Raw genomic sequence first — 11,725 nt, 5'->3', positions numbered from 1 at the left:
ACGCAAAATACCGTTCGTCATGCACGACGACGGGGCGACGGCTTCAGCCTAGCGGCCCGAAACTATCTTGATGTCGAGATAAATAATGCTATCACTCAGGATGCTCGGCGCGCGTAGACCGCACGGATCATGAGCCACGTGACCCACAGCACCGCCGCATAGAGCGGCAGCCCCATGAGCAGCTTGGTCGCGGCGAGCGCGGCGGCCTGCTCGCTCAGGTAGAGCGGCACCTGCACCGCCAGTCGACAAGCGAAGAGTGCGGCCCACAGCCAGGTGGTGACGGTCAAGACCGTGCGTTTGGCGGGGTCTGCGCGCCAGTCATGATCACCCGTGAGCAGACCGGTGATGATGCCGATGAGGGGCCGCCTGGCCAGCAGGCTCACGAGCAGCGCGGCGAGCCAGACAGCGTTGATGATGAAGCCGAGCACGAAGTTCTCTTCTGCCCTGCCCGACCAGAGCGCCAAGCCCGCCGACAACGCGATGCCGACGAGGCCGATCACTGCAGGCATCACCGCAGAACGCATGACGACACGGACGAGCACGAACACGACGGCGATGGCCAGAGGAATCAAGACCGACGGCGCGACTTCTGCCGTGATCGTGTAGACGACGAGAAACAGAAAGCCGGGCAGCAGCGACTCGATGAGTCCTCTGACGCCACCGAGGGCGCCCCAGAGCGCCTGAGCGGTCGGCCGCTCGCCGGGGGTGACGCGCGCGAACCCCGATCGCTGCGCAGCAGCCGCGAGAGCCGCCCGCACGTCAGGGTCTGGCTCGAGCGAGTCGTTCTCGGAGTCGCCGTGCGTCATGGTGCTGCGGGGGGCTGCACGGCTCCCTGCGGAACATGCAGCGGAATCAGGTCGCGCGGAGGCATCGGTGTCGTTCCCCGCACGACGACAATGCTGCGGAACACCTCATCGATCGCGGCTGCTGCTTCGGGTTCGACGGCACCTGCACCGGCGACGACACCTCGCAAGAACCAACGCGGGCCATCGACGCCGATGAAGCGTGCGACCCGAGTGGCGCCCGCCGCACCGCCAGCGACGGGAATCTGCGCGACGACCTCGGGGCCGAGCGTGCCGTCACGCTGCTGCGTCTCGCCGCCCTGCGACCGGATCTGCTCGACGATCTGCGCACGGATCTCGTGCCACAGCCCGCTCGAACGGGGGGCGGCGAACGGCTGCACCTGCAGCGTTGATCCTGCGTAGTCGATTCCGACCGCAACGACGCGCTTCGAGCCCTCTTCGATCTCGAGGCGCAGTTGCAGGCCCTCGCGCGGCACCAGTTTCACGCCTCCGAGGTCGACATAGGGCCGCACCGCGTTGGCCTCGCTCTCGTCGAGAGGGCCGAGCTCTGAGCGATCTGCCGGAGCAGACTTGGCGTCGTCTGGCAGCGTCTCGCCTGGGGTCGAATCGGTCACTCGAGTTCTCCTTCAGTCGGCACACCACGGTAGCCGGTCGAGCCGAATCCCCGCTCCCCTCGATGCGAGCCCGGAAGCGAGTCGACCGGCACGAAGTGCGCTCGCGACACCGGCCACACGATCAACTGGGCGATGCGATCACCTCGCTCCACACGAAACTCGTGATCGCGATCGGTGTTCAGCAGGGTGACCTTGATCTCGCCTCGATAGCCGGCGTCGACCGTCCCCGGCGCGTTCACGATGGTGATGCCGTCACGAGCGGCGAGGCCGCTGCGCGGAACCACGAACGCGGCAAAGCCCTCGGGAAGAGCGATCGCCGTGCCAGTGCCCACCGTCGCCCGCTCGCCTGGCCCGAGCACCACCGCTTCGTCGGCGACGAGGTCTGCCCCCGCGTCTCCGGGGTGCGCATAGAGCGGCAGGTGGTCACCCATGATGAGTACATCGACGTCGTGCGGCACGCGTCGAGGCTAGTGCATGGTCGAATGGTCGTCATGAGTGAGTACCGAGAGCGCCTCTGGCCCTCCCCCTGGATCATCGCCATCGCCGCCCTCGCGATTCCGGCCAGCCTGCTGACCTTCGCCGCGATCGACCTGGTGGTCGGTGCCCTCACCGGCATCGTGCTGTTCAGCGGAGTCATCGCGCTCGCGACGATCTCGGCACCGACGATCGACGTGAGCGGCGGAATGCTGCGCGCTGGCAAGGCGCGGGTACCGCTCGCGTTTGTCGGCGAGACAGAGCTCGCGCGAGGTGTCGAGGCGCGGCACGCTCGAGGACCGGGGCTGGATGCCCGTGCCTACCTGGTCATTCGAGGCGACATCGACCCCGTCGTGCGTATCGAGATCGTCGACCCGCAGGATCCGACCCCGTACTGGCTCGTCTCGACGCGGCGACCTGAGGCGCTGAGAGCGGCACTCGACGCTGCCCGCGCGCACTCTGCATGAGCGCTGACGAGCGGAAGCTCAGGAAGCGCACTCCCGGCAGACCGAGCCGAGCTTCTCATCGTGGTCGAGCTGCGAGCGGTGCTTCACCAGGAAGCAGCTGATGCAGGTGAACTCGTCGGCCTGAGGGGGCAAGACGACGACGTCGAGATCGAGATCTGCAAGGTCTTGCCCGGCCAGTTCGAAGCCGGGATTGTCGGCATCGTCGACATCGACAACGCCTGACATTTTGTCGGGAACGCGCTCCTGCAATGCCTGAATCGAATCGGTGTCTTCGTCAGTCTTGCGGGGGGCGTCGTAGTCCGTTGCCATGCCAGTCCACTTCTTGTCATCACTCATCGGGCGCGTTCAGCGGCCACAGTTTGCAGTATGCCTGCGGTAAACGCAAACGCAGTCGAGAAAGAGCGGCCAATGTTCGCTCTGCCGTCAACTTTCGGCACGCCCGCTCTATTCCCGAGCCGAGCGCCTCGAACGTGCGATGCTGAGCGCAGCAAGCCCGGTACGGGAGGTCTCACATGGACGAACTGTCAGTGATCGGTGTCGAGAACGGCGCTCTCATCGTCGTCTCCGCCGACGGCACTCGTTTTCGTGTGCCCATCACCGAGGCGTTGCACACCGCCTTGCGACAGAACCGGCCGGCATCTCCCGCTGCCCATCGCGTCGGCCCTCGAGACGTGCAGGCGATGATCAGGTCTGGCATGACCGCGGCCGAAGTCGCCGAGCGCACGGGCGAGCCGATCGAGTACATCCAGAGGTTCGAAGGCCCAGTGCTCGCCGAGCGCGAGTATGTGATCACGGCTGCTCGGTCGGTCGCCGTCGCAACCGCTGCCGAGCACGATGGCATCGCCTTATTCGGTTCAGCGATCGATGCACGACTCGATGAGCTCGGAGCCCGCGACATCCACTGGTCGAGCCGCAAGAAAGACGCGCACTGGCTCATCGTGGTCGACTTCATCGAAGGAACCATCGAACGGCGGGCGACGTGGGCGTATGACGCGAAGAAGCTCACTCTGGCACCCGCCGACCATGAGGCGCAGGCGCTGTCGCAGCAGAGCGCGAGCCCTGGCGTGATGCCACCGCGCCTTCGAGCGGTGGCGGCCGACGAACCCTCGACCACTCGATTCGACAGCGGAGCCTTCACCCCCACCACTGCTTCACCCGGAGGCGCTGAGCCGATGCAGCGTCCGGTGGCGCGCATCGCCGAGACCGATACCGCTGAGTCGAGCGATGTCGGCGCCACCGCCGACCTGCTCGACGCGCTTCGACGACGCCGCGGCGAGCGAGAAGCCGCAGCGAACGAAGACTGGGAGTCATCTCGCGCCGCGCACCCCTCGACCGGCAGCATCAGGATCGTCGACGTGCCGCTCGACGTCACTGACGATGAGGTGTCGGGCGATGATGCCGACGCTGAGCTCGAGGTCGACACCCCAGCCCCCACGAGCAAGACCGGGGCTCGGCGCGGTCGCGCTGCCATGCCATCGTGGGACGAGATCGTGTTCGGAGCCCGACCCGACGATGATCCCGCCTGACGCCTGCTGACGTCGTCTCAGGCGAAGGCTCCCCAACGCGCGAGCGGAATGCGCGTCTCGTCGGGAGAGAACGAACCGTGCTGACCGACCATCGCGAGCGACTGCGACGTGGCCGACCGCTCGTCGTAGTACGCCACTGCAGCCCGCGCTGCCACGAGCACGTCGCCGATTCGCGGCAGCACATGAGGCTCGACCACGCCGAACCAGCCGGCCCCAATGGCCTCGTCACGCGTCACGACCCACGCCCGCTCGCCTTCGGCGTCGCGCCATCTGTCGCGCACCCGAACGGCGGCAGAGGGATTCTCCAGCCCCAGATGCAGGCAGCGCGGTTCTCCTGCCACGTGCCTCACCTCGGCCCACACAGGACTCTCGGCAGCAATGACGATGCGCCGGTGCGCCGGAACATCGAGCATTCCATGATCGGCAGTCAGCAGCACGCCCGCGTCTCGAGGCACCGCCGAGTCGAGCACCGCGAGCGCCGCATCGAGCTCGTCGAGGCGCGCCCGCCAGGCATCAGAGTCGACGCCGTGGGAGTGACCAGCCATGTCGAGCTCGGGGATGTAGGCGTAGACGAGTCGGCTCTCGCCGCCGTCGAGCAATCGAATCGCCGTCTCGACACGCTCGGTGATCGACCCCGCGGGCGTGAAGCGGGCACCGCGCAGGACGGCCTCGGTGAACCCGGTCGAGCGGTAGCGCTCTGCCCCGACGACGACCGGGTCGATGCCTGCCCGCGCCGCCGCTTCGAAGACCGTGTCTCGACGCTGCCACTGCCGAGGCACCATGGTCGCATCCCAGTCGCGCAGCAGCGCGACGACTCGGTCGGCGTCTGGGTCGACTGAGCGGTACCCCACGAGGCCGTGCTCGCCGGCCGACGCACCCGTCGTCAGGGTGGCGAGTGCCGCGGCAGTGGTGGTCGGAAACGCCGACTCGATCACGCCCCCCCGCCGCGGTATGGCCGCCAGCAGCCGACGCGCGTGGCCCGAGTTGACCGAGAGCGAGCCCATGCCGAGGCCATCGACGAGAATCACGGCAGCACTGCGCACCGCCGGAAGCTCGAGTCTGCTGGGTCGGCCCTGCAGTGCCGAGAACGAACCCGTCAACACGTCGGCGAGTGACGGGATGTCGCCGCGGGGCGCCGGTAGCATGGGGGCCATCTTATGACTCCCCCTCCTCCCTCCCGCTCCGGCGGTTCGACCCCCTCTGACGCGCCCGTGGGCGAGCGCATCGACGACGTCGACCTCGCCGACGAGATGCAAGGCTCGTTTCTCGAGTACGCCTACTCGGTGATCTACTCGCGAGCTCTCCCCGACGCTCGCGATGGTCTCAAGCCCGTGCAGCGCAGAATCCTCTATCAGATGGCCGAGATGGGTCTGCGCCCCGATCGCGGGCATGTGAAGTCGGCGAGAGTAGTCGGCGAAGTCATGGGAAAGCTGCACCCGCACGGCGACAGCGCCATCTACGACGCCCTGGTGAGGCTCTCGCAAGACTTCACGCTGCGGGTGCCTCTCATCGACGGCCACGGAAACTTCGGATCACTCGACGACGGCCCCGCCGCCGCTCGCTACACCGAGGCGCGCCTGAGGCCAGAGGCGATGGCGATGGTCGACAGCCTCGACGAAGACGTCGTCGACTTCGTGCCGAACTACGACAACCAGCTCACGCAGCCGTCGGTTCTGCCCGCCGCCTTCCCGAACCTGCTCGTCAACGGCGCCAGCGGCATCGCCGTGGGCATGGCGACCAACATGGCGCCCCACAACCTGATCGAGGTGGTGTCGGCCGCGCGGCATCTTCTCGAGCATCCCGACGCCACCCTCGACGACCTCATGGCCTACGTGCCCGCACCCGATCTGCCCACCGGCGGAACGATCATCGGCCTCGACGGCATTCGTGAGGCCTATGCGACCGGCCGAGGCAGCTTCAAGACTCGGGCGAAGGTCTCGATCGAACCCATCACGGCGCGGAAGACCGGCATCGTCGTCACCGAGCTTCCGTACCTGGTCGGCCCCGAGAAGGTGATCGAGAAGATCAAAGACGGCGTGCAGTCGAAGCGGCTGTCTGGCATCAGCGACGTCACCGACCTCACCGATCGACGCAACGGCCTCAGACTGGTCATCGGCATCAAGACCGGGTTTAGCCCTGAGGCGGTGCTCGAGCAGCTGTACCGCTACACGCCGCTCGAAGACGGCTTCTCGATCAACGCCGTCGCCCTCGTCGGCGGAATGCCCCAGACGCTCGGCCTGAAAGAACTGCTGCGGGTATACCTCGACCACCGCATCCAGGTCGTCACGCGTCGCAGCGAATACCGCCTTGCGCGCCGCCGCGAGCGACTGCACCTCGTTGACGGCCTGCTCATCGCGATTCTCGACATCGACGACGTCATCCAGGTCATCCGCAGCTCTGACGATGCCGACCAGGCGCGAACCCGGCTCATGGAGGTCTTCGATCTCAGTCAGCTGCAGAGCGACTACATTCTCGAGCTGCGCTTGCGCAGGCTCACCAAGTTCAGTCGTATCGAGCTCGAAGCAGAGCGCGATCAGCTGCGTGCCGAGATCGCCGAGCTCGAGACGCTCTTGAGCGATTCGGCGCGCATCCGTCTGGTCGTCGCCGACGAGCTCGACGCCACGGCCGAGCGATTCGGCACCCCGCGCCGAACGCTGCTCACCGAAGCTGGCCCGGCGCCCGCCGCCTCGCGCAGCCGCAACGCCGCCGCCGTCTCGCTCGAGATCGCCGACGCGCCGTGCAGAGTGCTCGTGTCGACGACGGGTCGCGCCGTTCGCGTCGAGCTCACCGACGAGACGACCGTGCTGACGCCAGCCAGGCGCAGCAAGCACGACGCCCTGCTCTGCTCGATCGACTCGACCACGCGAGGCGAGCTCATCGCGATCACCTCGAGAGGGCGATTCGTGCGGTTCACCCCCGTCGACCTGCCGAGCGTTCCTGCGAACTCTGTGCAGCTCGCCGCGGGCGTGAAGATGCGCGACTACCTGGCGCTCGCCGATGCGACAGAGACAGTGCTCACGGTCATCGATGCAGAGAGCGACGTTGCGCTCGCACTCGGCACTCGAGACGGCGTCGTGAAGCGGGTGCTGCCCGGCTCGTGGCCCGCTCGACCCGACGGCGAAGTCATCGGTCTCAAAGCCGGAGATGCCGTGATCGGCGCGGCCCCCGCGACCGATGGCCATCGCCTCGTCTTCGTCACGTCTGACGCGCAGCTGCTGCACTTCGCTGCCGAGCACGTTCGCCCCCAAGGCCTCGCCGCTGGCGGCATGGCAGGCATCAAACTCGCTGCAGGCGCCCGCGTCGTGCACTTCACTGCCGTCGAATCTGACGCCGCCGCCGTCGTGACGGTGTCGGGCTCGAGCCAGACGATCGCCGGCGTCGACCCTGGTCGGGCGAAGGTCTCAGACTTCGCGCAGTTTCCGGCGAAGGGTCGCGCCACCGGTGGCGTGCGGTGCCACGCCTTTCTCAAGGGCGAAGACGTGCTGCGTCTCGCCTGGGTGGGTGAGAACCCACTCGCGGTGGGTGCTGACGGCTCGCAGCGCTCGCTGCCAGACGGCGGTGCGAAGCGAGACGCCTCGGGCCTCGCGCTCGACTCGCCGATCGGGTCGATCGGCACGACGATCGCGTAGCTCGGCGCGAGCTCAGACGTCGATGCGGTCGCGGTCGAGCCCCTGGCCGGCGATGATGAACTCTTTGCGCGGCGCCACCTCGTTGCCCATGAGCAGCTCGAAGACAGCCGATGCAGCCTCTGCATCGGTTACTCGAACTCGACGCAGCGTGCGGTGGGCGCGGCTCATCGTGGTGTCGGCCAACTGATCTGCGTCCATCTCGCCGAGCCCCTTGTACCGCTGAATCGGGTCTTGGTATCGCTTGCCCGATTTCTTCAAGGCGGCGAGCACACCGTTCAACTCGGCCTCGCTGTAGGTGTAGATCGTCTCGTTGGGCTTCGAGCCCGGGTTGAGCACGACGACGCGGTGCAGTGGTGGCACCGCGGCGAACACTCGCCCCTCGTCGATCATCGGGCGCATGTAGCGGAAGAAGAGCGTCAGCAGCAGCGTTCGAATGTGCGCACCGTCGACATCGGCGTCGGCCATGATGATGACTTTGCCGTAGCGAGCCTGGGCAAGGTCGAACGTGCGGCCAGACCCTGCTCCGATCACCTGGATGATCGAGGCGCACTCGGCATTGCTGAGCATGTCGCTCACCGATGCCTTCTGCACGTTCAAGATCTTTCCGCGAATGGGCAGCAGCGCCTGGTACTCGCTGTCTCGCCCGAGCTTCGCGGTGCCGAGGGCACTGTCGCCCTCGACGATGAACAACTCGCTGCTCTCGACGTCGTTCGAGCGGCAGTCGACGAGCTTGGCCGGCAGCGCCGAGCTCTCGAGCGCATTCTTGCGCCGCTGGGTCTCTTTGTGCGCGCGAGCCGAAATGCGGCTCTTCATCTCTGAGACGACCTTCTCGAGCACGAGGGCCGACTGCGTCTTGTCGTCGCGCTTGCTCGATGAGAACCGCTCGGCGAGTCCGCGTGCGATGACGCTCGACACGATCGCTCGAACCGCCGGGGTGCCGAGAATCTCTTTCGTCTGACCCTCGAATTGCGGCTCAGGCAGACGCACGGTCAGCACGGCGGTCACGCCGGCGAGCACGTCGTCTTTCTCGAGCTTGTCGCTGCCCAGCTTGAGTCGGCGGGCGTTCTTCTCGGCCTCGGCCCGCAAGAACTTCAGCAGGCCCTGCTCGAATCCCAACTGGTGGCTGCCGCCTTTCGGCGTGGCGATGATGTTGACATACGAGCGGAAGGTGGTGTCGTACCCGGTGCCCCACCGCAGAGCGATGTCGACGACGCACTCGCGCTCGACCTCGGTCGGCACCATGTGCCCGTTCGGCTGCAGCACCGGAACCGTCTCAGTGAACGAGCCAGAGCCCGTGATGCGCCAGGTGTCGGTGATGGGGGCATCCGGTGACAGGAATTCGGCGTACTCGCTGATGCCGCCATCGAAACGGAAGGACTCTTCGGTGGGCGTCTCGGCACGATCATCGCGCAGCGTGAGCGTGATGCCTGGCACGAGAAACGCGGTCTGACGCAGCCGGCCGACGAGTTCGTCGGTGAGAAAGCTCGCGCCTTTCGTGAAGATCTGCGGGTCTGCCCAGTACCGGATGCGAGTGCCGGTGACCCCCTTCGCCACCTTGGCCACCTTGCGAAGCTCACTGCCCGAGATGAAGGGCGTGAACGGCGAGTCGGGGCGAGGACCGTCTGCGCCATCGTCGAAGATGCCGGGCTCGCCGCGGTGGAACGACATCGCCCACGTCGCACCGTTGCGATCGACCTCGACATCGAGACGCTCGCTGAGTGCGTTCACCACTGATGCGCCGACTCCGTGCAGCCCGCCGGATGCGGCATATGAGCCTCCACCGAACTTGCCGCCGGCGTGCAGCTTCGTGAAGACCACCTCGACACCGCTGAGGCCCGTCTTCGGTTCGATGTCGACGGGGATTCCTCGCGCGCGATCTCGCACCTCGACGCTGCCGTCTGGGTGCAGCCGCAGGTCGATCTGGTCTCCGTGGCCGCCGAGAGCCTCGTCGACCGAGTTGTCGATGATCTCCCACAGGCAGTGCATAAGCCCGCGAGAGTCGGTAGAGCCGATGTACATTCCCGGGCGCTTGCGCACCGCTTCGAGGCCTTCGAGCACAGAGAGATGACGAGCGGAGTAATCAGAAGTTGCCACGACGCTCATCGTAGATGCGGCCGCTGACGACGCTCGGCTCCCACTCCGCAGGGCGCGACGCGACTGTCGGATGCTCATACGCGTTCAGCGAAATCGGGGCGGTTTGACACGGCACTGTCGCTTCGGTGTGGTGCAATGAGACCTCGAAGGTTCGCACAGCACACGGAGAGCGAGGGTCACATCATGACGCAGATCACCACCGAGAACCCGACTGTTGCGACCGCCCCCCTGACTGCGCTGGACCGGTGCGACAGCTGCGGTGCTCAAGCCTATGTTCGCGCCACCCTCGCGACCGGCGAGCTGCTGTTCTGCGCCCACCACGCTGCCCGCTTCAAGGAGAAGCTCTCGGGCTCGGCACTCGCCTGGCACGACGAATCGAGCCGTTTGCTCGATGAGCGCGGCGCCTGAGCTCCCTGGCGTGCGCCGGGTCGCGCGCCTCTCTCGACGAGCGCTTAATCAAGCGCTTGCACAGCGCGACTGGCGCGGAGCCGATGCGCCCGCGATCGACCTGCGCGCTGATGCGTACGGGCACGGGGCCGCTGCGATCGAGGCCGCCGCTCGAGCCCATGGTGCTTCGCGCTTCACACGCGACGGCGACGCGCCTCCTGCCGAGGCCCCGTCGAGAGTGATCTACGGGTTCGACGGTGGTCACGAGCCGCTGATGACCCTCGAGGGCGAAGTGATCGCCGTGAAGAGAGTGCCGGCGAGCACCCCCGTGTCGTACGGGTACACCTACGTCACGGCGCACGAATCGACCCTCGCGCTGATCGCTCTCGGCTATGCAGATGGAGTGCCGCGCAGCGCCTCCAATCGCGCCAGCGTTCGCATCGGCAACGCACGAGGGGTGATCGCCGGTCGCATCGCGATGGACCAGCTCGTCGTCGACCTTGCCCACTCGACTGCGGCGGTCGGTGACCCGGCTGTGCTCTGGAATGACAGCGGCAGCCTGGCTGCCTGGTGCACGGCGACGGGCCGCACGGCCGACCAGTTGACGGCGCGCCTGGGGTCGCGCGTCGCGCGCATCTGGAGTGACGAGTGAGCGCCATCGCCGTCATCGACCACGCCGCATTCGCGCACAATGTCTCGATGCTCACGGCTCGAGCCGCTCCTGCAGAGGTCATGCTCGCCGTCAAGGCAGACGCCTACGGGCACGGCATGCTCGACCTCGCGGCCACAGCCCTCGCTGCTGGCGCCCGCTCGCTCGCAGTGCTCGAGATTCCTGCAGCGCTTGCGCTGCGCGCGGCGGCCGTCGAATGCCCGCTCTTCGCCTGGCTGCACGGAGCCGAGAGCGACTTCGCTGCGGCGATCACGGCACGGGTCGATCTCGGTGTGTCGAGCCTGCACGAGCTCGATCGCATCGCCGCAGCAGCCACCGGCAGTCTCCCCGCACGGGTGCATCTGAAGATCGACACCGGTCTGCACCGCAACGGTGCGCTTCCCGAGCAGTGGGCGGCGCTCGTGACTGCCGCGCGCGCGCACGCCGCCGCTGGCCGCATCGTCATCGAGGGCATCTGGTCGCACCTCGCCGACACCTCGGTCGACGCCGACGACGCCGCGCTCACCGCCTTCGCACGGGCCCTGGCCGAGGCCGCCGAGCTCGGAGTCACCGCGCGCGTGCGGCACATCGCCGCGAGTTCTGCCGGGTGGCGTGAACCCCGCGCCCGCTACGACCTCGTGCGATTCGGCATCGCCGCCTACGGCATCTCGCCCTTCGATGAGCACACGGGCCACGATCTCGGGCTGCGTGCAGTCATGACCCTGCGAACGACGCTGCTCGACTCCCCCGCCCCTGCAGGGCGCCGCTGGATCGCCGCGGGCTGGGCAGACGGCGTTCCGCTCGGTGCCACAGGCGCAGACGTGTCGATCGGCGGCGTTCGATACGCGGTCGAGACCGTCGAGGTCGACAGAACGCTCATCGTCGCTCCCCCTGACGACACCGACACCCTCGATTCTCAGGTGGTCACGATCTTCGGAGAACCGGGGGCGGGCGAACCGAGCGCCGAAGACTGGGCCCGCAGCAGCGGCACCATCGGCGACGAGATCGTCACGGGCGTGCCGCCGCGGGTGCCTCGCCACCACGACCGCTCAGGTCTCGCGCGCCGCTGAGAGCGATCAGCG

12 protein-coding genes are annotated in these 11,725 nt (G+C 67.2%); 6 read left to right on the top strand and 6 right to left on the bottom strand.

The genetic code is table 11. The features are described from left to right. Nucleotides 1-95 precede the first annotated feature (95 nt). From KIT89_RS02790 to dut, 3 genes are read right to left on the bottom strand one after another with little or no spacing between them, the layout of a single operon-like run. Nucleotides 96-806: a DUF3159 domain-containing protein gene (locus KIT89_RS02790; RefSeq protein ID WP_297603003.1), complete on the bottom strand. Its 711-nt coding sequence runs from the start codon at nt 804-806 to the stop codon at nt 96-98. Continuing rightward, nucleotides 803-1,417 carry a DUF3710 domain-containing protein gene (locus KIT89_RS02785; protein WP_297603001.1) on the bottom strand — a complete coding sequence of 205 codons (615 nt, stop codon included), beginning with the start codon at nt 1,415-1,417 and terminating at the stop codon, nt 803-805. Before KIT89_RS02785 ends, KIT89_RS02790 begins: the two co-directional genes overlap by 4 nt. Beyond that, nucleotides 1,414-1,875, bottom strand: coding sequence for a dUTP diphosphatase (gene dut / locus KIT89_RS02780; protein ID WP_297603000.1), 462 nt, complete (start codon nt 1,873-1,875; stop codon nt 1,414-1,416). The genes KIT89_RS02785 and dut overlap by 4 nt, the downstream gene beginning before the upstream one ends. Before the next feature lie 33 nt (nt 1,876-1,908). Here dut and KIT89_RS02775 point away from each other — a divergent pair, with 33 nt between their 5' ends. Next, complete coding sequence (locus KIT89_RS02775; RefSeq protein ID WP_297602999.1) at nt 1,909-2,358, top strand: DUF3093 domain-containing protein; 450 nt, start codon at nt 1,909-1,911, stop codon at nt 2,356-2,358. An 18-nt stretch (nt 2,359-2,376) separates the two neighbouring features. Here the strand turns inward: KIT89_RS02775 and KIT89_RS02770 are convergent, their stop codons facing one another. Next, a complete protein-coding gene (locus KIT89_RS02770; protein WP_297603887.1) occupies nt 2,377-2,667 on the bottom strand; it encodes a DUF4193 domain-containing protein in 291 nt (96 codons plus the stop codon). Nucleotides 2,668-2,870: 203 nt separating this feature from the next. Here KIT89_RS02770 and sepH point away from each other — a divergent pair, with 203 nt between their 5' ends. Beyond that, nucleotides 2,871-3,884, top strand: a complete 1,014-nt coding sequence (gene sepH / locus KIT89_RS02765; protein WP_297602998.1) for a septation protein SepH — start codon at nt 2,871-2,873, stop codon at nt 3,882-3,884. A 17-nt stretch (nt 3,885-3,901) separates the two neighbouring features. On the opposite strand, the gene KIT89_RS02760 is transcribed toward sepH, so the two are convergent. Beyond that, nucleotides 3,902-5,029, bottom strand: coding sequence for an alkaline phosphatase family protein (locus KIT89_RS02760; RefSeq protein WP_297602996.1), 1,128 nt, complete (start codon nt 5,027-5,029; stop codon nt 3,902-3,904). 12 nt (nt 5,030-5,041) lie between these two features. Here KIT89_RS02760 and KIT89_RS02755 point away from each other — a divergent pair, with 12 nt between their 5' ends. After that, the gene (locus tag KIT89_RS02755) at nt 5,042-7,513 is read left to right on the top strand and encodes a DNA topoisomerase IV subunit A (RefSeq protein ID WP_297602995.1); all 2,472 of its coding nucleotides are present in this window, start codon (nt 5,042-5,044) and stop codon (nt 7,511-7,513) included. A gap of 12 nt (nt 7,514-7,525) precedes the next feature. On the opposite strand, the gene KIT89_RS02750 is transcribed toward KIT89_RS02755, so the two are convergent. Further along, nucleotides 7,526-9,607, bottom strand: coding sequence for a DNA topoisomerase IV subunit B (locus tag KIT89_RS02750; RefSeq protein ID WP_297602993.1), 2,082 nt, complete (start codon nt 9,605-9,607; stop codon nt 7,526-7,528). Between the two features lie 183 nt (nt 9,608-9,790). Between KIT89_RS02750 and KIT89_RS02745 the strand changes: the two genes are divergently transcribed. From KIT89_RS02745 to KIT89_RS02735, 3 genes are read left to right on the top strand one after another with little or no spacing between them, the layout of a single operon-like run. Beyond that, entirely contained in the window at nt 9,791-10,015 is a 225-nt protein-coding gene (locus tag KIT89_RS02745) for a hypothetical protein (RefSeq protein WP_297602991.1), read from the top strand. Continuing rightward, on the top strand, nt 9,999-10,646 hold the full coding sequence (locus KIT89_RS02740) for an alanine racemase (RefSeq protein WP_297602989.1): 648 nt from the start codon (nt 9,999-10,001) through the stop codon (nt 10,644-10,646). The genes KIT89_RS02745 and KIT89_RS02740 overlap by 17 nt, the downstream gene beginning before the upstream one ends. After that, nucleotides 10,643-11,713, top strand: coding sequence for an alanine racemase (locus KIT89_RS02735; protein ID WP_297602988.1), 1,071 nt, complete (start codon nt 10,643-10,645; stop codon nt 11,711-11,713). Before KIT89_RS02740 ends, KIT89_RS02735 begins: the two co-directional genes overlap by 4 nt. Nucleotides 11,714-11,725 lie beyond the last annotated feature (12 nt).

Source organism: Microcella sp. (assembly GCF_025808395.1).
Classification (GTDB): domain Bacteria; phylum Actinomycetota; class Actinomycetes; order Actinomycetales; family Microbacteriaceae; genus Microcella.
Note: the sequence above shows the minus strand (reverse complement) of the source record. Positions and strands in the feature narration are given on the sequence as shown.